The 25,144-nt window shown below is 53.7% G+C and carries 26 protein-coding genes and 1 riboswitch; of the genes, 10 read left to right on the top strand and 16 right to left on the bottom strand.

Annotation, left to right across the window (positions count from 1 at the left end):
• Positions 1-25: 25 nt before the first annotated feature.
• Both ychF and pth read right to left on the bottom strand, forming a co-directional pair.
• Positions 26-1,120, bottom strand: a complete 1,095-nt coding sequence (gene ychF / locus QNN86_RS18670; RefSeq protein ID WP_181617137.1) for a redox-regulated ATPase YchF — start codon at positions 1,118-1,120, stop codon at positions 26-28.
• A gap of 115 nt (positions 1,121-1,235) precedes the next feature.
• Complete coding sequence (gene pth / locus QNN86_RS18665) at positions 1,236-1,820, bottom strand: aminoacyl-tRNA hydrolase (protein WP_046275292.1); 585 nt, start codon at positions 1,818-1,820, stop codon at positions 1,236-1,238.
• 274 nt (positions 1,821-2,094) lie between these two features.
• Between pth and ychH the strand changes: the two genes are divergently transcribed.
• Positions 2,095-2,373, top strand: a complete 279-nt coding sequence (gene ychH, locus QNN86_RS18660) for a stress-induced protein YchH (RefSeq protein ID WP_045443721.1) — start codon at positions 2,095-2,097, stop codon at positions 2,371-2,373.
• 45 nt (positions 2,374-2,418) lie between these two features.
• On the opposite strand, the gene QNN86_RS18655 is transcribed toward ychH, so the two are convergent.
• The 12 genes from QNN86_RS18655 to lolB all read right to left on the bottom strand — a co-directional run bounded on the left by QNN86_RS18655 (position 2,419) and on the right by lolB (position 14,227).
• Entirely contained in the window at positions 2,419-3,231 is an 813-nt protein-coding gene (locus QNN86_RS18655; protein WP_414212122.1) for a cytochrome c1, read from the bottom strand.
• Between the two features lies 1 nt (position 3,232).
• On the bottom strand, positions 3,233-4,405 hold the full coding sequence (locus tag QNN86_RS18650; RefSeq protein ID WP_182269706.1) for a cytochrome b N-terminal domain-containing protein: 1,173 nt from the start codon (positions 4,403-4,405) through the stop codon (positions 3,233-3,235).
• 1 nt (position 4,406) lies between these two features.
• A complete protein-coding gene (gene petA, locus QNN86_RS18645; RefSeq protein ID WP_181617134.1) occupies positions 4,407-4,955 on the bottom strand; it encodes a ubiquinol-cytochrome c reductase iron-sulfur subunit in 549 nt (182 codons plus the stop codon).
• A gap of 27 nt (positions 4,956-4,982) precedes the next feature.
• Positions 4,983-5,423 carry a pseudoazurin gene (locus QNN86_RS18640; protein WP_135911901.1) on the bottom strand — a complete coding sequence of 147 codons (441 nt, stop codon included), beginning with the start codon at positions 5,421-5,423 and terminating at the stop codon, positions 4,983-4,985.
• 18 nt (positions 5,424-5,441) lie between these two features.
• Positions 5,442-6,263 carry an ABC transporter ATP-binding protein gene (locus QNN86_RS18635; RefSeq protein ID WP_414212119.1) on the bottom strand — a complete coding sequence of 274 codons (822 nt, stop codon included), beginning with the start codon at positions 6,261-6,263 and terminating at the stop codon, positions 5,442-5,444.
• Positions 6,260-7,324 carry a FecCD family ABC transporter permease gene (locus tag QNN86_RS18630; RefSeq protein ID WP_181617132.1) on the bottom strand — a complete coding sequence of 355 codons (1,065 nt, stop codon included), beginning with the start codon at positions 7,322-7,324 and terminating at the stop codon, positions 6,260-6,262. Before QNN86_RS18630 ends, QNN86_RS18635 begins: the two co-directional genes overlap by 4 nt.
• A 65-nt stretch (positions 7,325-7,389) precedes the next feature.
• Entirely contained in the window at positions 7,390-8,442 is a 1,053-nt protein-coding gene (locus QNN86_RS18625; RefSeq protein ID WP_181617131.1) for an ABC transporter substrate-binding protein, read from the bottom strand.
• A gap of 200 nt (positions 8,443-8,642) precedes the next feature.
• A riboswitch (cobalamin riboswitch) is annotated at positions 8,643-8,871 on the bottom strand.
• A gap of 240 nt (positions 8,872-9,111) precedes the next feature.
• On the bottom strand, positions 9,112-9,630 hold the full coding sequence (locus tag QNN86_RS18620; RefSeq protein ID WP_181617130.1) for a GNAT family N-acetyltransferase: 519 nt from the start codon (positions 9,628-9,630) through the stop codon (positions 9,112-9,114).
• Positions 9,631-9,736: 106 nt separating this feature from the next.
• Positions 9,737-11,416, bottom strand: coding sequence for a C4-dicarboxylic acid transporter DauA (dauA, locus tag QNN86_RS18615; RefSeq protein WP_414212116.1), 1,680 nt, complete (start codon positions 11,414-11,416; stop codon positions 9,737-9,739).
• Positions 11,417-11,540: 124 nt separating this feature from the next.
• Complete coding sequence (gene prs / locus QNN86_RS18610) at positions 11,541-12,488, bottom strand: ribose-phosphate diphosphokinase (RefSeq protein ID WP_001518537.1); 948 nt, start codon at positions 12,486-12,488, stop codon at positions 11,541-11,543.
• A gap of 267 nt (positions 12,489-12,755) precedes the next feature.
• The gene (ispE, locus tag QNN86_RS18605) at positions 12,756-13,607 is read right to left on the bottom strand and encodes a 4-(cytidine 5'-diphospho)-2-C-methyl-D-erythritol kinase (protein WP_414212107.1); all 852 of its coding nucleotides are present in this window, start codon (positions 13,605-13,607) and stop codon (positions 12,756-12,758) included.
• Complete coding sequence (gene lolB, locus QNN86_RS18600) at positions 13,604-14,227, bottom strand: lipoprotein insertase outer membrane protein LolB (protein WP_181617127.1); 624 nt, start codon at positions 14,225-14,227, stop codon at positions 13,604-13,606. Before lolB ends, ispE begins: the two co-directional genes overlap by 4 nt.
• A gap of 211 nt (positions 14,228-14,438) precedes the next feature.
• On the opposite strand from lolB, the gene hemA reads away from it, so the two are divergent.
• From hemA to kdsA, 6 genes are read left to right on the top strand one after another with little or no spacing between them, the layout of a single operon-like run.
• On the top strand, positions 14,439-15,695 hold the full coding sequence (gene hemA / locus QNN86_RS18595) for a glutamyl-tRNA reductase (protein ID WP_414212105.1): 1,257 nt from the start codon (positions 14,439-14,441) through the stop codon (positions 15,693-15,695).
• A 41-nt stretch (positions 15,696-15,736) separates the two neighbouring features.
• Positions 15,737-16,819, top strand: a complete 1,083-nt coding sequence (gene prfA / locus QNN86_RS18590; protein WP_115258288.1) for a peptide chain release factor 1 — start codon at positions 15,737-15,739, stop codon at positions 16,817-16,819.
• The gene (gene prmC / locus QNN86_RS18585) at positions 16,819-17,652 is read left to right on the top strand and encodes a peptide chain release factor N(5)-glutamine methyltransferase (protein WP_414212102.1); all 834 of its coding nucleotides are present in this window, start codon (positions 16,819-16,821) and stop codon (positions 17,650-17,652) included. Before prfA ends, prmC begins: the two co-directional genes overlap by 1 nt.
• On the top strand, positions 17,649-18,041 hold the full coding sequence (gene sirB2 / locus QNN86_RS18580; RefSeq protein ID WP_182269713.1) for an invasion regulator SirB2: 393 nt from the start codon (positions 17,649-17,651) through the stop codon (positions 18,039-18,041). The genes prmC and sirB2 overlap by 4 nt, the downstream gene beginning before the upstream one ends.
• Before the next feature lie 2 nt (positions 18,042-18,043).
• The gene (gene sirB1 / locus QNN86_RS18575) at positions 18,044-18,853 is read left to right on the top strand and encodes an invasion regulator SirB1 (protein WP_181617124.1); all 810 of its coding nucleotides are present in this window, start codon (positions 18,044-18,046) and stop codon (positions 18,851-18,853) included.
• Between the two features lie 35 nt (positions 18,854-18,888).
• Positions 18,889-19,743, top strand: coding sequence for a 3-deoxy-8-phosphooctulonate synthase (gene kdsA, locus QNN86_RS18570; RefSeq protein ID WP_096756770.1), 855 nt, complete (start codon positions 18,889-18,891; stop codon positions 19,741-19,743).
• Positions 19,744-19,793: 50 nt separating this feature from the next.
• Here the strand turns inward: kdsA and bdcA are convergent, their stop codons facing one another.
• A complete protein-coding gene (gene bdcA, locus QNN86_RS18565; protein ID WP_181617123.1) occupies positions 19,794-20,507 on the bottom strand; it encodes an SDR family oxidoreductase in 714 nt (237 codons plus the stop codon).
• A 72-nt stretch (positions 20,508-20,579) separates the two neighbouring features.
• Here bdcA and QNN86_RS18560 point away from each other — a divergent pair, with 72 nt between their 5' ends.
• Positions 20,580-21,170: a TetR/AcrR family transcriptional regulator gene (locus QNN86_RS18560; RefSeq protein WP_414212099.1), complete on the top strand. Its 591-nt coding sequence runs from the start codon at positions 20,580-20,582 to the stop codon at positions 21,168-21,170.
• A 27-nt stretch (positions 21,171-21,197) separates the two neighbouring features.
• Entirely contained in the window at positions 21,198-22,889 is a 1,692-nt protein-coding gene (locus QNN86_RS18555) for an amidohydrolase (RefSeq protein WP_414212097.1), read from the top strand.
• A gap of 56 nt (positions 22,890-22,945) precedes the next feature.
• Here the strand turns inward: QNN86_RS18555 and chaA are convergent, their stop codons facing one another.
• Positions 22,946-24,046: a sodium-potassium/proton antiporter ChaA gene (gene chaA / locus QNN86_RS18550; RefSeq protein WP_181617120.1), complete on the bottom strand. Its 1,101-nt coding sequence runs from the start codon at positions 24,044-24,046 to the stop codon at positions 22,946-22,948.
• A gap of 398 nt (positions 24,047-24,444) precedes the next feature.
• On the opposite strand from chaA, the gene QNN86_RS18545 reads away from it, so the two are divergent.
• The gene (locus QNN86_RS18545; RefSeq protein WP_279278021.1) at positions 24,445-25,140 is read left to right on the top strand and encodes a gamma-glutamylcyclotransferase; all 696 of its coding nucleotides are present in this window, start codon (positions 24,445-24,447) and stop codon (positions 25,138-25,140) included.
• The last annotated feature ends 4 nt before the right edge of the window (positions 25,141-25,144 follow it).

Below are 25,144 nucleotides of genomic sequence, written 5' to 3'. Positions count from 1 at the left end.
AACCTCATGAGACAACAAATTTTATTTAGACGTTGAACAGGAAGTTCATTACGTCGCCATCTTTAACGATGTAATCTTTACCTTCCGCACGCATCTTGCCGGCTTCTTTCGCGCCTTGCTCACCCTTGTAGGTGATGAAGTCTTCAAACGCGATGGTCTGTGCACGGATAAAGCCCTTCTCGAAGTCGGTGTGGATCTTACCAGCAGCCTGCGGAGCGGTCGCACCGACAGGAATGGTCCACGCGCGCACTTCTTTCACGCCAGCGGTGAAATAGGTCTGCAGGTTCAGCAGCTCGTAACCGGCGCGGATCACACGGTTCAGACCCGGCTCTTCAATGCCCAGCTCAGCCATAAATTCTTCACGATCGGCATCGTCGAGTTCAGCGATATCGGATTCCACCGCGGCGCATACGGCAACCACGACAGAACCTTCAGCGGCAGCGATTTCACGCACTTTATCAAGGTACGGGTTGTTCTCAAAACCGTCTTCGTTAACGTTGGCGATATACATGGTCGGCTTCAGGGTCAGGAAGCTCAGGTATTTGATGGCGGCTTTGTCTTCGTCTGTCAGGTTGGTCAGTGAACGCAGCATCCCGGCGTTTTCCAGCTGTGGCAGGCATTTTTCCAGCGCGGCCAGTTCAGCTTTAGCGTCTTTGTCGCCGCCTTTGGCTCTCTTCTGCACGCGGTGAATCGCGCGTTCGCAGGTATCCAGGTCAGACAGTGCCAACTCGGTATTAATGACGTCGATATCGTCAGCCGGATCCACTTTGTTATTAACGTGAATGATATTGTCGTTTTCAAAGCAGCGTACCACGTGACCAATCGCTTCGGTTTCGCGGATGTTGGTCAGGAACTGGTTACCCAGACCTTCACCTTTGGATGCGCCTTTTACCAGACCGGCAATGTCGACGAATTCCATAGTAGTCGGGAGAATACGCTGCGGCTTGACGATCTCAGCCAACTGGTCCAGACGCGGATCGGGCATCGGTACAACGCCAGTGTTCGGCTCAATAGTACAGAACGGGAAGTTAGCCGCTTCAATACCCGCTTTGGTGAGCGCGTTGAACAGGGTGGATTTGCCTACGTTTGGCAAACCGACGATACCGCATTTGAATCCCATGTTTAAATCACCTTAATCTTTTGATATTCAACCTGTTATGGAAAACAGATTGTAGAAAAGTAAATAACTTTGCCTATTATACACAGCACGCGGGAAAAATGCCGCACATCGCTGCTTATTGTGCTTTAAAGGTATGTAACCGGCTGGTTGCCTTGGTCAGGCCATCTTTGAACAATATCTCGGTACAACGCGCCGCTTCGTCGATGGCTTCATCAATTAACTTTTGTTCTGAAACAGGCGGTTTGCCTAAAACAAAGCCGACAACTTTGTTTTTATCGCCGGGATGGCCAATTCCAACGCGTAAGCGATGAAAGTTCGGGTTATTGCCCAACTTGCTGATGATGTCTTTCAGGCCATTATGCCCGCCGTGGCCGCCGCCGAGCTTAAACTTGGCAACGCCGGGGGGCAAATCTAATTCGTCGTGGGCGACCAAAATTTCATCAGGATTGATCCGATAAAAGCTGGCCATCGCGCTGACTGCTTTGCCGCTCAGATTCATAAATGTGGTTGGCACCAGCAGACGGACATCTTCACCCTCGAGCGTCACTCTGGAGGTGTAACCGAAGAATTTCGGCTCATCGCGCAGGGGGGCGCGTAATCTCTCTGCCAGCAAATCGACGTACCATGCGCCGGCATTGTGTCGCGTAGCCGCATATTCAGCGCCGGGATTCGCCAGACCGACAATCAATTTAATCGTCACGTATTTTGTCCTGAGTGTGTCCATAACCGGCGTGTAGTTTACTGTCTGGCGGCGCGCTTGACAAAAAACTGCGTGCGTACCGGCAAAAAATGAATAATTGCCTCGCTGGACTATTAGAAAATGAGTGTGTTCAGTGGGTTATTTGTAAAGTTTTGTTGCATGAGTGTTTGTAATTGTGATCACAGGCGCACTTGCGAGCGGCAGTGTTGTCTATACTTTACACATAAGGATTAGGGGTATTCCCTGTAGCAACCCAAAGTTCCGGAGGTGACACATGAAACGCAAAAACGCTTCGTTACTCGGTAACGTGCTCATGGCTTTAGGGTTGGTGGTGATGGTTGTTGGTGTCGGTTATTCAATCTTAAATCAGCTGCCGCAATTTAACCTGCCACAATTTTTTGCACACGGTGCCGTGCTCAGTATTTTTGTTGGCGGCGTGCTCTGGCTGGCGGGGGCTCGCGTCGGCGGTCACGAACAAATCAGCGACCGCTACTGGTGGGTGCGCCATTACGACAAACGCTGTCGTCGTAATAATAGCCAACGCCATAGCTAAACCGTGAATTATCTGCAGACCAGCCAGCCTCACGCTGACTGGTTTTCAGTTTGTCTTGCTTTTGCGCGAGCGGGACTGAATTCGCAGTAATAGTGCTAATAAAGCTAAAACCACCACCAGATAGCCCATCACGTACATTCCCTGATGTTTTCTTGACGCCAACTGCGGATCGGCAACCCATGCCAGAAACGCGGTGACATCGCGTGCGTATTGCTCCTCGGTTTGTGGCAGATGGGACTGCGTGGTCCAGGTAATCTCACCGTCTGCCAGCGGCTTTGGCATATTGATTGTCCCACCAGGAAAATACCGGTTTGCCTTCATCTCAGGATCGTTGGGTAAATACCCCGTCAACAGCGCATAAATGTAATCCGCACCGCTGTCGGTATAGGGAGTAAACGCATCAAGGATAAACTGCGGAAAACCACGGTCGTAACTTCGTGCCCGCACGATATAGCTGAGATCGACCGGCAGCGCGCCATTGTTGAGGTACTTAGCTTCCTGATCGTTCAGATAAGGGGAGGCGAAGACATCGTTCAGATTGCCGTCCCGTTCACCCGGCTGCCCGTCGTCTTCAATTGTCGCAAATGCATAACCGCTGGCCAGCGCTTTGGCTTCTGCTTGCGTGAGTTGCGGCCCGCCAGGTTGGGTCAGTTCTTTGAAGGTGAGATATTTCATACCGTGGCAGGCCCGGCATTTTTCTTCGTAAACCTGTAAACCACGACGTAACTGTTCAGTGTCGTGAGCGCCGTTCACGCCGCTAAATGCCCACGACTGTTGGGAGGGAAGCTGCGCATACAGTTCGTGACCGCAGAGCAAACCCAGAGCCAGGGCGGCATAGCTTAACCATCGTCCTATCATGTCAGTCCTGTTTTTCCAGTAAGCGTCGACACGGCATCACAATCAGAAACCATGCGAAGTAGATAAGCGTTGAGAGCTGAGACGCGGCGCGGATCCAGCCTTCATCGTTACTCAAGCCGTCCAGCAGGTCGGGCCCGACCAGCGCTTTTGACCCCAGCCAGCCTAAAAAGAACACATTGCCGACCCAGATCCAGAAACCGAGTTTGATCCATTTGCTGTAATGGCGAAACCGTGCGCGGGAGGTATCCAGCCAGGGTAACAAATAGAAGATCAGTACCGATGCGCACATGGCGGCAATGCCCGCCAGCTCATTGGGAAAACAGCGCAGAATGGAGAAGAAGGGCAGAAAATACCACTCGGGTGCGACAACGGCGGGCGTGACCGTCGGGTCGGCGGGGATAAAGTTATCGGCACTGCTGAGGTAGTGCGGCGCAAAAAATAAGAACCACGCAAACAGCATTAAAAACAGCGTCAGCTTGAGGGCATCGCGTTCGGTGACGCGAAAATCAAACAGCAGACGTTGTGACTCGCGGGCGGTGAACGTTTTTTTCATCGCGTGGGCGAACGCCGACTGGACGGTACGCACATGCCATATCGTCATCGCAACAATAGCGAAGGGGATAATAAAGTGCAGCACATAAAAACGGCCTAACGTCGGTGTGCCGGGCGCATACCCGCCAACCAAAAAGGTGTACAGCGTATCGCCAACGAGCGGTATTGCGCGGGCAAAGCTGGTGATGACCGTGGCGGCCCAATAGCTTTTTTGCGCCCAAATCAGGCTATAGCCGAGAAATGCGGTGATCATCAGGAGCACATACAGTGTTACGCTGATGGCCCACATCTTCAGATACGGTTTGCGGTATACGTTGTAATACATCGCGCGAAAGATATGCAGGTAGCAGGCGAAGAAAAAAAGCGAGGCGCCAATGGCGTGCAGATTACGCACCAGCTCCCCGTGTCTGACCGCACGCATAATATGCACAATGGAATCAAACGCGGAATCTGCCGTGGGCACATAGAACATTGCCAGCACGATGCCGGAGAGAATTTGCACGCCCAGCATGACCAGCAAGATGATGCCGACGGCAAAGATCCACACGCCGGTAATGGAGCGGGGGAACGGAAGGCGAAATTGCACATGACGCTGGGGTGCTGTCGGGGACGTTGCGTTCATGTCAGGCCTCTTTTGTGCCAAGGCGTACACTCAGACCATCGGCGGCCAGGGCATAGTCAGGGATGGCCAGATTCGCGGTGGCCGGACCTCGCGTCACGCGCCCGGAGGTGTCAAACTCTGAGCCGTGACACGGACAAATCCAGCCCTGACCGCTGGGGTTGGTGTTAGGCACGCATCCGGCATGCGGGCAGTAACCCTGAACGATCAGCCACTGCGGATGCGCCGCGGTGACCCGCTCGCTGTCCGCCTGCGGGTCGAGCAACAGTCGGGTGTCAGCCTGCTGCGCTGCCGCGACCTCGTCTGGCGTACGATGGCGAATCAGGATCAGTTTCCCCTGCCAGATCCGTTTCACCGTCTGGCCTGCCGCCACTCCCGCAAGAGAAACATCCACCGGATCATTTTCTGCCACGGTTTTATCGTCCGGCCCCAGCGCCGAAATGAGTGGCCAGACGGCTGCGGTCACCCCCGCGGCGCCGACAAATTTTGTCAACTTACACAGGCAATCGCGCCGCTCGCTAAGAATGGCCTCGTTATCCGTTTTTTTATTCACCGCCGTTATCCTCTTTGGGTTGGGCCATTACGGTTTCTCAATGCGGGTATAAATGTCCTGAAAGCGTTTATCAGCAAGGCCGGGGGCTTTAAACGCGCGGTAGCTGTCGGGTAAAACGGCGTCGCCGACTTTAATAAGCATGATCATGCCCTGCGCATAGTGCGGTGAGCATTTGATGCCGTAGAAACCGGCGGTGTCGTATTTGATTTCAATCTCCTCATCGATTTTGCCGATAAAACCGGGGTACCCGGCGGGGGAGAGTTCGGCAATCGAGGCGGCATTGTGGCTTTTGTGTTTGCGAACAAACTTCACGCTATCGCCCGGCTGGATCGCCAGAAAATCCGGCTCGTAGACCATCGGTCCGCCGGTACCGCGGTTTTTCATCAGCACTTCATACGTTTGTGCGAACGCCGTCGAGGTGAACGCGCACAGGCACAGGATGAGTAAACGTTGTTTAATACATTTCATTGCGGTTCCTTGTGATATTTACGCTGGCCGTTGGTAGCGAATAAAGCAGCTCGCCTCATCAGCAGCACGTTCGACAATCGCATCGATGCCAAACCAGTTGTTAAGATTTTCTCGGGTGAAGACAGCTACAGGGCAGCCTTGCATGACCAGTCGTCCCGCTGTCATCACCATGATGCGATCGCAAAACATCGCGGCATGATTCAGATCGTGCAGGGCGGCAATCACGGTCAGTTTTTCGCGTTTAACCAGGTTAAGCAGGCCAATTTGATGCTGGATGTCGAGATGATTGGTTGGCTCATCCATCAGCAATACCTGCGGCTGTTGTGCCAGCGCCCGGGCAATATGCAGGCGCTGGCGTTCGCCGCCGGAGAAGGTATGCCAGCAGCGATGCTGGACGTTTTGCAGGGAGACTTTCTCCAGCATCGTCTGCACGATATCGTCGTCGGTCCGTGACCACGGCGACAGCAGACTTAACCACGGCGTGCGGCCAAGGGACACGGCCTGGATGGCGGTCAGACGCTCGCTGGTTTCCGCCTGCTGTTCAACCAGGGCGACCTTTTGCGCCAGATGGCGGCGTGAGTAGCGGCGAATATCTTTGCGGTTAAGCGAAACGCTGCCGCTGGAGGGCTTGAGTAAACCGGCCAGCAGGGAAATGAGCGACGTTTTCCCCGAACCGTTGGGGCCGATAATGCCCACAAACTCGCCGGGTGCGACCTGAAAAGAGACATCATTGACGATGGCCTTGCCTTTCACCTCCCAGTGCAGATGCTGAGCGCAGACCACATCGTTGGCGGTATTTACCGCGCGTAGCGGCGTGGTAAAATGTGGGTTAACCGTCATTTGCTCGGGTTCCCTCGGATCAAAATAATCGAAAATGCGGGCGCGCCAACCAGCGCAGTGATCACCCCAATAGGCAGTACTTGCCCTGGTAGTAAGGTGCGTGAAATGACGTCCGCGACAATAAGAAAAATGGCACCAATCAGGGCGCTGACGGGCAGCAAGCGGTGATGCTGATTGCCCACCAGTAAACGCGCAGCGTGAGGGATAACCAGTCCAACAAAGCCAATGGCCCCGACAATCGACACCATAATCGCGGTCATCCCCGTCACCGCGGTAATCAGTACGCCGCGAGTGCGTTTAACCGGGATGCCCAGCGAGGCCGCTGACTCTGCGCCAAATGAAAATGCGTCCAGATGGCGGGCGTAGCAAAAGCAGACGATGATGCCGACCAGCGCGGTCGGGATGGCCAGTACCACATCAGGCCAGCGTACGCCGCTCAGATTGCCGAGCAGCCAGAACATAATGCCGCGTGCCTGTTCGGCATTGGCCGAACGGGTAATGATGAGCGAGGTAATGGCATTGAACAGCTGCGAGCTGGCGATCCCGGCGAGAATAATTTGCGTGGTGGCGGACCCGTGTTTACCCCTTGCGGCCACGGCCAGCAGTGCGACAAACAGAAATGCCGTCAGCGCGCCGATAAACGCCCCGAGCGACATGCTGATAATTCCCGCGCCCAGCCCGGTCAGCGCAATTAGTACCGCCCCTGTCGACGCTCCGGCAGAGATCCCCAGCAGATAAGGTTCGGCCAGCGCATTACGCAGCAGTGATTGCAGTACCACGCCGGAAACGGCCAGACAGGCACCGCAGCAGGCAGAGACCAGCGCGCGGGTCAGGCGGTAGTTCCAGATGATCCCGGCATCCAGCGCGTCTACCGGATATTGGCTGCCAAACAGGTGGTTTGCCAGCGTGTGGGTGACATGCTGCCACGGGATAAACGTCTCACCGATGGAGATCCCCGCCAGCAGCACCCCGCACATCACTACGCTGACCCACAGGCTGTGCAGCAGCGTTCGCTGGGTAAACTGACTCATCGCCCGACGCGTCCTGCGTAATTCGCTCATTGTTGATGGCTTTCCTGAGTGCGAAAGCGCGTGATGCCCGTGCATGACATCACGCGCGACGAGGATTAATGAGTGGCCTGCGGGTGTGCCAGACCGTATTGCACCAGCGCATCGGCGAGTTTTTCCAGCCCGTCAAGGGTTCTAATGCCCGCATTCATGGTCTGGACATCAATCACCGGCAGGTGGTTTTCTTTCACCGCCGGGATAAGGCGGGTGACAGGGTCAGATTTGAGGTATTCCATTTTGACTTTCCAGTCATCCGCCGGGAAACGGCGACGGCCCATCTCGCCGAGAACAATCACCGATGGACTGGCTTTGGCAATGGTTTCCCAGCCGACGGTCGGCCACTCTTCCGCGGAATCAATGACATTTTTTACCCCGAGGGTTTGCGCGATCCACGCGGCGGGGCCAAATTTACCGGCAACATACGGATCAAGTTGCAGGTCGGCGCTGGAGAACCAGAAGACGGCAGAGACGTTATTGTCCATGCCGGTGATCTTCGTTTTGGCTGCGGCCTCGCGGGCTTTGAGGCTGGCTATCAACTCATCGCCCTTGTCCTGCACATCGAAGATTTTGGCCAGATCGGCAACTTCCTGGTAGACCATGGCGATATCAAACATGCCTTTACGCACACCATCGCCGCCGTCTTCATTGTCTTTTGCACAATCGGCAGGGGCGGTATAAACCGGAACGTTGAGTTCACTGAATTGTTCATAAGAGGCAACCGTCCCCGCGGGGCCAATCTGCCATTCAAACTGGCTGGCAACCAGGTCTGGTTTTTTGGCGATAATGCCTTCAAAGCTGGGTATGTTTTGCGCGATGACTGCAATCTTGTCATTCGCCGCTTTGTACTGTTCAGGAACCGGGCCAAACCACAGCGATGTGCCTACAACGCGATCGGCCAGACCCAAAGAATAGAGGATTTCAGTGCTGTTCTGACCGACAGTGGTCACGCGCTGCGGGGCTTTATTAAAGGTAATATCTCGACCACAGTTTTTGATAGTCAGCGGATATTGCGTCTTTGCTGCCGTCGCCATATTACTGGTCAGGAAGAGTGCCGCGCCGGTCAGCGCCAGAAGTGAATATTTGCAATAAGCAGAGGTAAAAACAGAATACATTATCATTGTCCCGTTGATGCCAGCGCTTCAGCGTCTGGTCATTATTTATTTCGCGGGACAGGCGCATGACGATAGATGACATTTCATCATGACATTCAGGCAAAATAATATGAAAATAAAACATATTGTTGCCAGTTTGATCAGGAATCAATTTTGTTCATTCGTCAAATAAATCACCCCATGGACCATCCCGTCCACTCAATGTATACAACCGTAACAGTAGGTCTCCTGGCTCGCGGTAATCTGAATATCGGCCTTCCCATAAAGAAATACTTTACAGTGACCTGCAGTGAATCATCACTACACCAGGATATTCAGCATCCGCTTACAGTTGCGGGGGCAGCTATGGCATAAGATAGAAATAATCCGCACCATATTCCGTTTCAAAGTAATAATAAATTTTGAAATACTGTTGCTGAGGACTGTAACGACATCTCATTATCACGTCAACCGCTCGAATCAGTAGGTATACTTATCTCAATTGATTTACCCTTTTTAAATTCAGTAAGATACATCCATGCCGTTAACCTTGATTTAACATTGATAACGAATATAGAAAAACTAAACGAGAATTGTTTGACGTTGATCAATTAATACTTGCGCCGTGAAATACGCGAAGAATAAATAATGAGGGGCACTAAATAATTAAATTATTAGCGCACTGTCACATTATTGAGATTGTTTTTCCATGTGTACGATTTGCTGTTCGCCACCTTCATCAGCAAAAACGGTGAAATGATGACGTAACCAGAACTGATAGCCGCCGGGTAAAAAGTGGTGAGTATGGAGATAACGTATTTTATACCGCTGACGCTGGCAAAACTGTTCTGCCAACGCGACTAATTGACTGCCAATACCTTGTCTGCGGTAATCTTTTTCGACATAACAACGACAAATTTCTGCCGTTTCGGACAACAGATACCGTCCTTTTAATGTCGATATTCTGTCATCGTACTGGCATACAGCCAGCGTAGCGATAAGCTGTTGTTGCGCATTCCAGACGCCGAGTAACAGATTCCGGTGTTGCTGAATATACTGGTGGTTGATACCAAATACATCTTCATGTGGGGCGGGGGCTGGCCGGTTAGCGCTAAAGTAAAGATTCAAATGACGGATAATAAATGACTGAACGGCGGGAATATCCGACTCGGTAATTTCGCGAAAAACAAATGTAGCATTAGGAGTCATTGTTGTGGGCATTATCAGGAGTAGGGGAAATGATAATAGCAACTCAGCGGGAATTGCAGAAGTGAAGAGTGACCGACAAGCAAAGCCTGCCGGTCATTGCAAAACGTTAAATATCAGCCAGCGCGGCGTCACGGTTCGGGAAGAACGCCAGACGACCAGGGATGGGCTGAATACCTGCTCGTGCCATGGTACGCAGCGGCTGGAATTCCAGATTACTGATACGTAATTCACAGCCTTCTGGCAGTCGTTTAACAAAACGCTGGAAGGCGTCCAGACCACCGGCATCCAGTACCGGGACGGCATCCCACTTCAGTACCACAATGCGCTTGTCTGCAATGCGCGTTTCGAGATCGGTAAACAATCCCTCTGCGGCGGCAAAGAACAGCGGGCCAATCACGCGCAGCACCAGCACATCGTCCGGTACGTCTACGTTAACCGGTGCCAGGCGTGTCATGCGCGCAATGCGACGCATAAACAGCAGCGAGGCAAGGACGATACCGACGCTGATGGCGATCACCATATCAAACAGTACGGTCAGCGACATACACATCAGCATTACGATGATGTCGTCTTTCGGTGCGTGACGCAGCAGATCCACCACTTTATGGGCTTCACTCATGTTCCACGCCACCATCAGCAGCAGGGCCGCCATGGCGGAAAGTGGCAGCCAGGAAAGCCACGGAGCTAACACCAGCAGGGCGAGGATCACCAGAATCGCGTGGATCACCGCAGAAATGGGCGAGGTGGCCCCGGCGCGAACGTTAGCCGCAGAGCGGGCAATTGCGGCGGTGGCGGTGATGCCGCCAAAGAATGGCGCGACGATATTCCCCAGCCCTTGACCCACCAGCTCGCTGTTGGCTTTGTGCTTGGTGCCGGTCATCCCGTCGAGCACCACAGCGCACAGCAGGGATTCAATCGCGCCGAGCATCGCCATCGAGAAGGCTGCCGGTAACAGCGCCCGTAATGAACTCCAGCTTAGCGTAAAGTCTGACCCCGGCATATCCCACGGCAACACTAGCTGCGGTAGCAGTTGCGGGATACCGTTGCCCTGCGAACCATCCGCCAGAATGTAGTGGAACTGAGAACCGATGGTCGCGACATGGCCACCTGTCAGGTTAACGATGCCCATTACCGCACAACCGGCCAGCAGCGCCGGAAGATGACCAGGCAGGCGGATCCCCAGGCGCGGCCAGAAAATTAGGATCCCCAGCGTGACCACGCCAATGGCGGCATCACCAGGGTTAATGGTCGGCAGGGCCATGAACAGCGCCCCCACTTTTTGCAGGTAGTGTTCTGGTACATGGGCCATCTGCAGACCGAGAAAATCTTTAATCTGCATGGTACCGATGGTGATACCGATACCTGAGGTAAAGCCTAAGGTAACGGAGACCGGGATATATTCGATCAATCGGCCAAAGCGGGCGAGGCCGAAAAGGATCAGGAAGATCCCGGACATCAGCGTAGCCACCAGCAGACCTGCCAGCCCGAACTGCTGCGACACCGGATACAAAATCACCACGAAGGCGGCGGTAGGCCCGGAGACGCTAAAACGTGAACCACCGGTAAGGGCGATAACAATCCCGGCAACGGCTGAGGTATACAGGCCGTATTGTGGCGCAACGCCGCTGCCAATTGCCAACGCCATTGCCAGCGGGATAGCAATAATGCCCACGGTTATCCCGGCGATCAGGTCACGGGTAAAGCGCGAGGCGGTATATTTTTCTTTCCAACAAGCGTCGATGAGGGCGCGGAAAGGCATCACATGTGAGGAAAATAGTCTGTTCACAATAATGTTTCATCCATGAGCGCATCATCTATCTAGAAAATGATAGTTGAAGTTGGCATAAATCATACAAATAAACAAAACGGATAAAAAAACCCGCCGCAGCGGGTTTTTGAGCCGGGCTGGATTAATGCTCGAACATAGCAGAGATGGATTCTTCGTTGCTGATACGACGAATCGCTTCGGCCAGCATACCCGACAGGGTTAACGTACGCACGTTCGGCAGTGCTTTGATTTCATCGGTCAGTGGAATGGTGTCACAAACCACGACTTCATCAATCACCGAGTTGCGCAGGTTGTTTGCCGCATTGCCTGAGAAGATCGGGTGAGTTGCGTAAGCAAATACGCGTTTGGCACCACGTTCTTTCAGCGCTTCTGCTGCTTTGCACAGCGTACCGCCGGTATCGATCATGTCATCAACCAGGACGCAGTCACGACCTGCAACGTCACCAATAATGTGCATCACCTGAGAAACGTTCGCACGCGGGCGACGTTTGTCGATGATAGCCATGTCGGTATCGTTCAGCAGCTTAGCGATAGCGCGGGCACGCACGACGCCACCGATATCCGGAGAAACCACAATCGGGTTGTCCAGGTTCAGCTGCAGCATGTCTTCTAACAGAATTGGGCTACCGAATACGTTATCAACCGGTACGTCAAAGAAGCCCTGGATCTGTTCAGCATGCAGGTCAACGGTGAGGACGCGGTCAACGCCAACGCTTGACAGGAAGTCAGCGACGACTTTTGCGGTAATCGGTACACGAGCGGAACGTACGCGACGGTCCTGACGTGCATAGCCGAAGTAAGGAATAACGGCGGTGATACGGCCTGCGGAAGCACGGCGCAGAGCATCGACCATAACGACCAATTCCATCAGGTTGTCGTTAGTAGGGGCACAAGTGGACTGGATGATGAAAATATCACCACCGCGTACATTTTCATTAATTTGTACGCTGACTTCGCCGTCGCTAAAGCGACCTACAGCGGCGTCGCCGAGTGAAGTGTACAGGCGGTTGGCAATACGTTGTGCTAGTTCCGGGGTGGCGTTACCAGCAAAAAGCTTCATATCAGGCACGAGAAGAACCTCAGGCATGCGTCCATTGGTGGAAAGAATCTGCCGAAAACTGTGCGGGCCAGGCAGTATCCTCTCCAGGCGGTGTATTAAAGAGCGCGATGCAACGTCTGGAACGGGGTGACGTTGTCACCGCAACTCAGCTTGCCCGGCTTACTCGTTATCTTTCACGTTTCATGTGCTCTGGCATCAATTCCTCACACCAGTCACATACTTTTGTATGCGCCGGGCGTTCCGTCATCTCGCCATTCTTCCTGAAACCCGAATGATTTAGAGTAACGCTCTGTGCAATGGGGAGAGGTTGACACCTTTCGCCACAAAGCCTTCGAGCCATTCCGGGGCTTGCTCAAGCACCTGGCGAGCACGAGACTCTGTATCAAATTCAGCAAAGACACAGGCCCCTGTACCAGTCAGGCGCGACGGCGCATATTCTAACAGCCAGGAAAGCACCGCATCAACCTCGCGAAAACGTTTTCTTGCGATAACCTCGCAATCATTGCCGAATTCACATTTTAGTAACGTTTCTATTGACCTTTTTGGCGTGTTGCGCGGGAGTTCCGGGTCTTTAAAAATCACCGGCGTCGGAATACTGACGCCAGGATGAGCAACCAGGTACCATTTTTCCGGTGGATTGACCGGCGTGAGAATTTCTCCCACCCCCTCGGCGAAGGCCGCGTGTCCGCGTACAAATACCGGCACGTCGGCACCCAGCGTTAACCCAATGGTTGCCAGTTCATCGACGGACAGCCCGCACTGCCAGAGGTGGTTCAGTGCCACCAGAACCGTTGCGGCATTCGAGGAGCCGCCGCCCAGACCACCGCCCATGGGCAGGCGCTTATCAATGCTGATGTCAGCACCGCGCCCGGCGGGCAAGCGTCCACTTTCTGCGGCAGTTTTCATCAGCAAACGCGCGGCGCGCACGATCAGGTTATCTTCATGCTCCACACCCGCAACCGGGGTGAGTAGATGAATGTCGCCGTCATCGCGCACCTCAATGCGGATATCATCGCCGTAATCGAGAAACTGAAACAGCGTCTGCAGCGTGTGATAACCATCCGCACGCTGTCCGGTGATGTATAAAAACAGGTTCAGTTTTGCCGGAGAGGGCCAGTGGGTCATCATTTCACGATCCAGTTATCCATTTTCAGCTTAATGCGCTGGTCGCCGTCGGACAGTTCCATATTTGCGGGCATCGCTGGCTGCGTTTTGCTGTCGTAGGCGCTGTACACCACTTTCCAGCTTTTGCCGTTCTGGCTGTAGTTCACTTCACTCAGGCGGTATTGTTCGTCGAGTTTGTAATCGGTGGCATCGCCCGGCAGACCGAGGATCCACTGGCGCAGGCTATTGAGCGGAATCGGCATGCCGGTCAGTTTGCCAATCATCTCTTCGGCGTCGTCGGCGGTGTAATGCTTGCCTTTATTATCGACAAGCTCGACGTTGCCCGGCTGGGCTTTCAGTTCCAGTTCGGTACTGCCCAGCGGATTGGTCAGCAGCAGACGATAGTTATCCTGACCGGTTTGCTGCCAGAAGAAGCGGGCATAGACCTTCTGCTGTTCGGAAATGTAGGCAAACGCGCCGCGCGTCTGATACTGGTGCAGCGCACGCACTTCCTGCTGGTGCTGACGCCACTGCGGGGAGTCCGGACTTTTGCCAGGACCTTTCGGCGCATTGAGTGTACAGGCGGTGAGGACCAGGCTTGCCAGCGGCAGCAGGCGGATCAGGCGAAAATCAGGCAGGGTCATAATGATGACAAATCCTTGAGATACGTTGCAGTTATAGTTCTTAATGCTAGCGCCGCCATCTAACCTCGTCTACGTTCACGTTATCTTAAATCACTAAAATTTGTGCACTAAGCTATTACTCCAAAAGGGGGCAGTCTCTTTTATTGGCCGCACGCATCCTGTATGATGCCCGCAGTCTAACCTTATCAACGCTGGTACTATTCCCGCACACATGACCCTTTTAGCGCTTGGTATTAACCATAAAACGGCACCTGTATCGCTGCGAGAACGCGTAACGTTTTCGCCGGATACGCTCGATCAGGCGCTGGACAGCCTGCTTGCGCAGCCAATGGTGCAAGGCGGGGTAGTGCTGTCGACGTGTAACCGCACGGAGCTGTATCTCAGCGTCGAAGAGCAGGATAACCTGCAAGAAGCGCTGATTCGTTGGCTGTGCGAATACCATAATCTGAATGAAGAAGAACTGCGCAGCAGCCTTTACTGGCATCAGGACAACGACGCTGTCAGCCATCTGATGCGGGTTGCCAGCGGCCTGGATTCGCTGGTACTCGGCGAGCCACAAATTCTCGGCCAGGTGAAAAAAGCCTTTGCGGATTCGCAAAAAGGCCACCTGAACGCCAGCGCGCTGGAGCGCATGTTCCAGAAATCGTTCTCCGTCGCCAAACGTGTGCGCACCGAAACCGACATCGGCGCCAGCGCTGTGTCCGTTGCCTTTGCCGCCTGTACGTTGGCGCGACAAATCTTTGAATCACTGTCCACGGTAACCGTACTGCTGGTTGGCGCAGGTGAGACTATCGAACTGGTGGCGCGGCATTTGCGCGAACACAAAGTGAAGAAGATGATCATCGCCAACCGTACGCGTGAACGTGCGCAGGTGTTGGCGGATGAAGTCGGCGCTGAAGTGATTTCATTGAGCGATATCGACGAACGCTTACAGGACGCCGATATCATTATTAGTTCTACCGCCAGCCCGCTGCCGATTATCGGTAAAGGGATGGTGGAGCGCGCGCTGAAAAACCGCCGCAATCAGCCGATGCTGCTGGTCGATATCGCCGTACCGCGCGATGTTGAGCCGGAGGTCGGCAAACTGTCGAACGCTTACTTGTACAGCGTTGACGACCTGCAAAGCATCATTTCGCATAATCTGGCGCAGCGTAAAGCGGCGGCGGTGGAAGCCGAAACGATCGTCGAGCAGGAAACCAGCGAGTTTATGGCCTGGCTCCGCGCCCAAAGCGCGAGTGACACCATCCGCGAATATCGCAGTCAGTCAGAACAAGTGCGTGATGAACTGACCGCCAAAGCGTTGGCTGCTCTTCAACAGGGCGGTGATGCGCAAGCCATTATGCATGATCTGGCCTGGAAACTGACTAACCGCCTGATCCATGCACCAACCAAATCTCTTCAACAGGCTGCCCGTGACGGGGATAGTGAACGCCTGAATATTCTGCGCAACAGCCTCGGGCTGGAGTAGCAGCACACCAATCTTATTTTTTACAGGGTGCATTTACGCCTATGAAGCCTTCTATCGTTGCCAAACTGGAAGCCCTGCATGAACGCCATGAAGAAGTTCAGGCGCTGCTCGGCGATGCTGGAACCATCGCAGACCAGGATCGCTTTCGTGCGCTGTCGCGCGAATATGCCCAGTTAAGCGATGTTTCTCGCTGTTTCACGGACTGGCAACAGGTTCAGGATGATATCGAAACAGCACAGATGATGCTCGACGATCCTGAAATGCGTGAGATGGCGCAGGATGAACTGCGCGAAGCAAAAGAAAAATGTGAACAGCTGGAACAGCATCTGCAGGTGCTGCTGCTGCCGAAAGATCCGGATGACGAACGTAACGCGTTTCTTGAAGTGCGTGCCGGAACCGGCGGCGATGAAGCGGCGCTGTTTGCAGGCGATCTGTTCCGTATGTACAGCCGTTACGCTGAATCCCGCCGTTGGCGCGTGGAGATCATGAGCGCCAACGAAGGTGAACACGGCGGCTATAAAGAAATTATTGCTAAAGTGAGCGGCGATGGCGTGTATGGTCGACTGAAGTTCGAGTCCGGCGGTCATCGCGTACAGCGCGTTCCGGCCACCGAATCTCAGGGACGTATCCATACTTCTGCTTGTACGGTCGCGGTGATGCCGGAACTACCGGAAGCGGAACTGCCGGACATCAACCCGGCGGACCTGCGTATTGATACCTTCCGCTCATCGGGGGCCGGTGGTCAGCACGTTAACACCACCGACTCGGCTATTCGTATTACCCACTTACCGACCGGTATTGTGGTTGAATGTCAGGACGAACGTTCACAGCACAAAAACAAAGCTAAAGCGATGTCGGTGCTGGGTTCACGTATTCGTGCCGCCGAAGTGGCGCGACGCCAGCAGGCGGAAGCCTCCGAGCGCCGCAACCTGTTAGGTAGCGGCGATCGCAGCGATCGTAACCGTACCTATAACTTCCCGCAGGGTCGCGTGACCGATCACCGCATCAACCTGACGCTCTACCGTCTGGACGAAGCGATGGAAGGGAAACTGGATATGCTCATTGAGCCGATTGTCCAGGAATACCAGGCCGACCAGCTGGCGGCGTTGTCCGAGCAGGATTAATGGATTATCAGCACTGGCTGCGTGAAGCAATAGCCCAATTACAGAACAGCGAAAGCCCGCGCCGCGACGCCGAGATCTTACTCGAGACCGTTACCGGCAAAGGGCGTACCTTTATTCTGGCGTTTGGTGAAACGGTATTAACCGCGGCACAGCAGGAACAGCTGAACGCGCTGGTGGCGCGCCGCAAGCGGGGAGAGCCTGTGGCGCACTTAACCGGCGTTCGCGAGTTCTGGTCGCTGCCGCTGTTTGTGTCACCCGCAACGCTTATCCCTCGCCCGGACACCGAATGCTTAGTCGAGCAGGCGCTGGCACGCCTGCCTGCCTCTGCGTGCCGCATTGTGGATTTGGGGACCGGTACGGGCGCTATTGCGCTGGCGCTGGCTTCCGAGCGCCCGGACTGCGACGTGACGGCGGTTGATCGGATGGCGGACGCTGTGGCGCTGGCGACCCGCAATACGCAGCATCTGGGCATCAACAATGTGCGCGTGCTGCAAAGCGACTGGTTCAGCGCGTTGCAGGGGCAGCAGTTCGACATGATCGTCAGTAACCCACCGTACATTGATGAGCAGGACCCGCATCTGGCACAAGGCGATGTACGCTTTGAGCCGCTGACCGCACTGGTGGCGGGCGCGAGTGGACTGGCGGATATCGTGCATATCATCGAACAGTCTAAACACATGTTAACCCCTGGCGGCTATTTGCTACTGGAACACGGCTGGCAGCAAGGGCAGGCGGTGCGTGACGCGTTTACGCGCAGTGGATACCAGGCGGTCGAAACCTGTCGTGATTACGGCGGCAACGAGCGCATTACGCTCGGGCGTCTCGCTGCATGACCACCTTCAGCCTGTTGCTCGGCGTTCATCTTATTAGCATTGCGCTGTCCGTGGGACTGCTCACGCTGCGTTTTTGGTGGCGTTACACCCACGCACGCCTTGCGTCAGCGCGCTGGACGCGGATTGTCCCGCCGATCATTGATACCGTTTTGTTACTCAGCGGCGTAGCGTTGATCGCTAAAACGCACATCCTGCCATTCACCGAACAGGGGACATGGCTGACTGAAAAGCTGTTTGGGGTTATCATTTACATCGTTTTGGGTTTTATTGCGCTCGATTATCGTCGGGCGCGCAGCCAGCAAATGCGTTTAATCGCCTTTCCGCTGGCGCTGGTGGTGCTGTACATCATCATTAAACTCGCCACCACAAAAATACCGTTACTGGGGTAATCATGAGGTCGTTAGCTGATTTCGAATTTAATAAAGCGCCATTGTGCGATGGGATGATCCTGGCATCGGAGTCTATCCGCCTGGATTTCCCTACGCAATCTGTCTACGACGAACTGGAACGTCTGGCCAGCCTCGCGCATGAAGAAATTAGCCAGCTCCTGTCTCAGGATGAGCAACTGGAAAAATTGCTGGCACTTTTTTACGGCGACTGGGGGTTTACGGATACCCGCGGCGTCTATCGTCTTTCTGATGCACTTTGGCTCGACCAGGTCCTGAAAAATCGTCAGGGCAGTGCGGTGTCGCTTGGCGCCATTTTGTTGTGGCTGGCCAATCGGCTGGATCTGCCGCTGGTGCCGGTGATTTTCCCGACGCAGTTAATCCTGCGCATTGAATCACTGGAAGGTGAAATGTGGTTGATTAACCCGTTCAATGGCGAAACGTTAAATGAGCACACGCTGGAAGTGTGGCTAAAGGGCAATATCAGCCCGGTAGCAGAATTGTTTAACGAAGATCTCGATGAGGCGGATAACGCGGAAGTGATCCGCAAACTGCTCGACACGCTGAAATCATCGCTGATGGAAGAACGGCAAATGGAGCTGGCACTGCGCGCCAGCGAAGCCTTATTGCAGTTTAATCCTGAAGATCCGTATGAAATACGCGATCGTGGATTGATCTACGCGCAGCTGGAATGTGAACATGTTGCGTTAACCGATTTAAGTTATTTCGTTGAGCAGTGTCCGGAAGACCCGATCAGCGAAATGATCCGTGCGCAGATAAATACTATTTCGCACAAGCAAATTGTATTGCATTGATTAATGACACTTTACCTACCGTTTAAGGCGATCCTATGAAACAAAAAGTGGTTAGCATTGGCGACATCAACGTGGCAAATGACCTGCCATTCGTGCTGTTTGGCGGCATGAACGTGCTGGAATCCCGCGATCTGGCGATGCGCATTTGTGAGCACTACGTAACCGTTACTCAAAAACTGGGTATCCCTTACGTGTTCAAAGCCTCCTTTGATAAAGCCAACCGTTCTTCCATCCACTCTTATCGTGGCCCGGGCCTGGAAGAAGGGATGAAAATCTTCCAGGAACTGAAGCAAACCTTTGGCGTAAAAGTGATCACCGACGTGCATGAAGCCAGCCAGGCGCAGCCTGTGGCTGACGTTGTGGACGTGATTCAGCTTCCGGCCTTCCTTGCCCGCCAGACCGATCTGGTCGAAGCGATGGCGAAAACCGGTGCCGTTATCAACGTCAAAAAACCGCAGTTCGTCAGCCCTGGTCAAATGGGTAATATCGTGGATAAATTCCATGAAGGCGGCAATGACAAGGTTATTCTGTGCGATCGTGGTGCAAACTTCGGTTACGACAACCTGGTTGTGGATATGCTGGGCTTTGGCGTGATGAAGAAAGTGTCCGGCAACTCACCGGTTATTTTTGACGTTACCCATGCGCTGCAGTGTCGTGACCCGTTTGGTGCCGCAAGCGGCGGTCGTCGTGCGCAGGTGACTGAACTGGCGCGTGCCGGTATGGCGGTGGGTCTGGCGGGTCTGTTCATTGAAGCACATCCGGATCCAGCCAATGCGAAATGTGACGGTCCTTCCGCGCTGCCGCTGGCGAAGCTGGAACAGTTCCTCACCCAGATCAAAGCGGTTGATGATCTGGTGAAAAGCTTCGACGAACTGGATACTGAGAACTAAGAACGCTGTGCGGGCCGGAGAATTCTCTCCGGCCTTTTTGAATCGTGTCGTCAGGCGCCGAACGCACCGTCAATCGTGTGCATTGCACCCGTTACAAATCCCGCTTCCGGGCCTGCCAGCCAGGCAACCATGCCGGCCACTTCCTCTGGACGACCGTGTCGTTTTAGCGCCATAAAGCCGTGCATCAGGTCTTTCAATGGGCCTTCTGCCGGGTTGGCATCGGTATCAATGGGACCCGGTTGGACAACGTTTACCGTAATACCGCGCGGGCCGAAATCTCGGGCCAGTCCTCTTGCCATCCCCTGTAACGCCGACTTACTCAGCGCGTAAGAGGCCATTCCGGCAATCGGCATACGGTCGCCGTTCACCGAACCAATAATAATGATTCGCCCGCCGTCAGGCATGTGTCGTGCCGCTTCCACCGCCGCGTAGTACGGGGCGTGGATGTTAATGCGGAACAGGCGTTCAACCTCGTCAGGATCCTGATCCAGTGCGTCGCCAAACAGAATAATCCCTGCGTTGACCACCAGCACATCCAGCGGACCGCATTCTCGCACCTGCGCGATGACGGCGTTGCGATCGGCGCTGTCGGTTTGCGTCGTGTGGGTACCCGTTTCTTCGGCCAGTGCTTTAGCGGCGTCAGGGGAGCCTGAATAAGTGAAGGTTACGGCTGCGCCATCAGCGGCAAAACGACGCACGATAGCGGCACCAATTCCACGGCTGCCGCCAAGCACCAGCACTGATTTACCAGTAAAAGAAGACATCAGCGATTCCTTGAACAATTATGTAGTGATCGATATATAATGTGCGCATGGTTTTCTGTCAATGGATTTGTAATGAGCACTACAAAATGTTCTCGCACCCCTGGCCGACCGCGTAATTTTGATCCGGAGCTGGCCGTGGCCAACGTGCAGCAGTTATTTCACGCTCGGGGCTATGACAGTGTTAGCGTGGCGGATGTCACTCAGGCGCTGAGCATCAAGCCTCCCAGCTTCTATGCCGCTTTTGGCAATAAACTCGGTCTGTATCAGCGCGTTCTTAGCCGCTACGTACAAAACGATGCGATTCCATTTGACGATATTCTGCGCGGCGACAGACCGGTTGCGGAGTGCCTTGCGTCTCTGCTTGAAGAAGCGGCACGCCGTTATGCCGCCGACCCGGACGCACCTGGCTGTCTGGTGCTGGAAGGAACGCATAGCAACGATCCGCAGGCGCGTAATGCCGCTCGCGCTTTCTATTCCGTTGCAGAAAAAAAGATCCATGATTTTATCGCACAGCGGCATCCCGAAGAGGCGGCAAGCCTGACGGATTTCGTTTGTACAACGATGCTCGGTCTGTCGGGTAAGGCACGTTGCGGACACTCGCTTGAACGCCTGTTATCCAGTGCGCAAATCGTCGGTTTAGCGCTGGTACACCGGCTTTGCTGACTATCGTCACACAATGGGGAGATAAATATGCCAGGTAAGATGGGTTTTTTCTTTAGCACGCCGCCGCCTGCTATCCGTAATGCGACGTTGAGTGCATTGCTGATTGGGGCATCTTTTCTGGCCTGTTCGCAGGAGAAGGCTGATGTGATTTTGTATAACGGACAGCTGATTACGCTGGATGACCAACAGCCCAACGCCCAGGCGCTGGCGGTGAAAGGGCAACATATTATTGCCGTCGGCAATGATGAGGAGATAAAAAAATGGTCAGGCCAGAATACAAAAGAAATTAATCTGGCAGGGAAAACGGTTATCCCAGGGTTAATTGATGCGCACCTGCATGGCATCCGGGGAGGACGAACGTTTTTATTCGAAACCTACTGGTTTGATGTCAAAAATTTACCTGATGCGTTGAATAAACTGTCGCAATCGGCAGCACAGAAAAAGACCGCACAATGGGTGGCCGTTGTCGGCTCATGGATCCCCGAGCAATTTGCTGAAAAGCGCGATCCCACCTTTCAGGAGCTGAATCAGGCGGTACCTGAGAACCCGGCTTATATCCAGAGTCTTTATGATTATGCGCTGTTAAATCAATACGCGATTGATACCCTGAAACTGAATACCGCCACGCCAGATATTCCTGCCGGAATAGAAATAGAACGTAATGTTCATGGGGCAGCAACCGGGAAGCTGCGCGGAACGATTGGCAGTTTTAATCAGCTTTTTGCCCAAATTAGCCAGGACAGCGATGTTAAAGAGAACCTCAATGCCTTTATCCACTCTTTAAACCAACGGGGCGTGGTTGGGTTTATCGATCCTTCCGCGGGGCAGGAGCAGGCCTATCGTGATTTCTTTAAATTTCAGCAGCAACACCCTCTCCGAATGCGCGTAGGTTATCGCTTATCGGCACCGCCAGGTAATGAGACTGCGTGGTTTAAACAGCGGCTGGCTTTTCGCCCGGCAGTCCATGATGACGGGAAAATCGCCTTCTTAGGTTTTGGCGAAAGCGTCGTCATGGCAATGAATGATAGCGTGCGGATGTCATCGGGATTTAGCGCGTCTTCAGATGAGAAACAAGAGATGTTTAAGGTGTTACAACTGGCGGCGCAGGAAGGCGTTCCCGTTGAAATACATGCCTATACCGATGACAGCGCAGAGGCGATTTTAGACGTCATTAGTGACGTGGCGAAATCGCATAATATCGCGCCGTTGCGCTGGTCAATTGCCCATTTAAATACCGGTACGCCAGAGACGCTCGCCCGGATGAAAACACTCGGTTTGGCCTATTCTGTTCAAATGGGGCCGTATTTTGAAACTCCCGCGATTGAACGCGCTAATGGTAAAGAGGTGGCGGCGCTGTCATCACCCATTCAACCTGCGCTGGCGCAAGGGATTGTTGTTGCGGGCGGCACGGATGCGACGCGCATTGGCGTCGCAGGCGTGTGGCATGCCATTGAATATCATGTGACGGGTAAATCGCTTGATGGCACGCTACGCCATGAAAATCGGCGGTTAAGCCGGGAAGACGCATTAAAGATGTATACGCTAAACGCCGCCTGGCTGGCGTTTGCTGAGCAGCAGCGGGGGAGTTTGCGTGTGGGTAAACTGGCCGATTTTGCGGTGATTAATCAGGATATTCTGGCGATTGCGGCAGATAAACTGCACCAAACGGAATCACTGTTGACGTTTGTCGATGGGCAACAGGTCTACCCGCTGCAATAAAGCATGCGAAAGAAAACGGCCCTGTAAAGGGCCGCTCGTGTTGACAGAAAAGCAAATCAGGCAAAGATGGTCATCAGATAGGCGATAAACAGTGCCAGATGTGCCGCACCGTTAAGTACATTGGTGCGTCCGGTCGAGAAGGAGATGTGGCACAGCACCAGCGACGAGACCATGACAATCATTTCCGGCGCGCCCAACGCAAACACCAAATCGTTGCCCGTCGCCCACGCAATCAGCGTCACCACCGGAACCGTCAGCGAAATGGTGGCGAGCACGGAGCCGAAGAACAAATTCATCGCACGCTGTACCTGATTGCTCAGCACCGCTTTCAGCGCCCCCAGTCCTTCAGGGGAGAGGATCAGCAAAGCAACGAGGAAACCGGTAAACGCAACCGGCGCATTCAGTTCTGTTAACAGCGTTTCCAGCGAATGGGCGTTCATTTTGGTCACTGCGATAACCGCAATCAAATGGATGATAAGCCAGGCTGCATGCCACATATTGCTGTGCGCTGAGGGTTTACCGTGATGCGGGTCGTCATCGTCACCCTCGTCTTCATGTTCGTAAATAAACAGACTCTGGTGCGTTTTGGTCTGAATCAGCAGAAATACGCCGTACATCGCGGCAGAAATTAACGCCACCAGTAGCGCCTGCGCGGTGGTGAAATTCGCCCCCGGTAACGCCATCGGGAATACCAGCACAATAATGGCCAGCGGGAACAGAGCAATCAAATACTGTTTAATACCAAACAGGTTCATATACTGGGTGGCGAATTTACGCCCGCCTAACAGTAATGAAAAACCGACCAGACCGCCGGTGACAATCATAATGATCGAATAGAGCGTATCACGCATCAGAGTCGGTGCGGCGTCGCCCGTTGCCATTAATGCAGAAATTAAGCTGACTTCAAGAATAACCACCGACAGGCTCAGGATCAGGGAGCCATAGGGTTCACCGAGTCGGTGTGCTAATACGTCTGCGTGACGTACAACGCTAAATGCACTGCTTAATATACCCACCAGGGCAAGCGCATTAATGCCGATAACCACTGGTAGTGACTGACTGCTCCCCCATAAGAACAGAACTACCAGCGCCAAAATCGGGAAGACGAGCGAGGTCTCCTTGTGGCGGGTTTTTACCGCCTCATGTGCATGTGTCATTCACTTCTCCATCTCTGCAGGTATTTATAATTATAAATGTATTAAAGAATGTAAAAAATAACAGATATCTCGGTATTTCCGATCTGTTTTTACGTAATTTTACGGCGTGGCCCGTTTCTTGCTTAAAAGTGAATAAAATCATCTATCTTGTTTAGAGACGATTTAAATAACAAGGCGTTAGTTTCAATGGCGCACAAATATTGACACTCATAATGAGCAAAATGTCGGTCCCGATCGCGCCATCAGTACAGGATATAAAGTGCCGTTGAGTCTTTGTTGCCTTGCATGCAGCCGGTGAATTGCCTATTGTCCTGATATTGGTTTCAAAATGAGCAGCAAAAAAGCCCGGAAGGCGTCAAAAAGTTGTCGCAGGGACGTTGCAGTGGCGGAGGTGTAAGGTGTTAACGCGTGATTTTTTATTGAATGCCGACTGTAAGACGGCATTTGGTGCTATTGAAGAATCACTACTCTGGTCAGCGGAACAACGGGCAGCCTCACTGGCTGCCACGCTCGCGTGCCGACCAGATGATGGACCGGTGTGGATCTTTGGTTATGGATCGTTGATGTGGAACCCGGCCTTAGAGTTTGAGGAGTCGTGTACCGGCACGTTAGTCGGCTGGCATCGGGCATTTTGTCTGCGCCTGACGGCGGGACGAGGCACGGCGTGTCAGCCAGGACGGATGCTGGCTCTGAAAGAAGGGGGCCGCACCACCGGTGTGGCTTACCGCTTACCGGACGCCTCGCTGGAGCAAGAGCTGACGCTGCTGTGGAAGCGCGAAATGATCACCGGCTGCTATCTTCCGACCTGGTGTCAGCTCACGCTCGATAACGGGCAAACGGTCAATGCGTTGGTGTTTATTATGGACCCACGGCATCCGCTGTTTGAGGCAGATACGCGCGCGCAGGTGATCGCGCCGCTTATCGCTACCGCCAGCGGACCATTGGGAACCAATGCGCAGTATCTGTTCTCGCTGGAACAGGAATTGTCCCGGTTAGGCATGCAGGATGATTGCCTGAGCGAACTGATCGTCACGGTCAAACGACTGCTGGGCGAGGTGTTACCGGAAGGGGTCATGCGGCCAGGATTTGCCTGAGTCG

Origin of the sequence: Citrobacter sp. C348, assembly GCF_047467975.1 — a bacterium.
In the GTDB taxonomy this organism is placed as follows: Bacteria; Pseudomonadota; Gammaproteobacteria; order Enterobacterales; family Enterobacteriaceae; genus Citrobacter; species Citrobacter gillenii.
The sequence above is the reverse complement of the archived record's forward strand: the minus strand, read 5'-3'. Positions and strand labels throughout refer to the sequence as shown.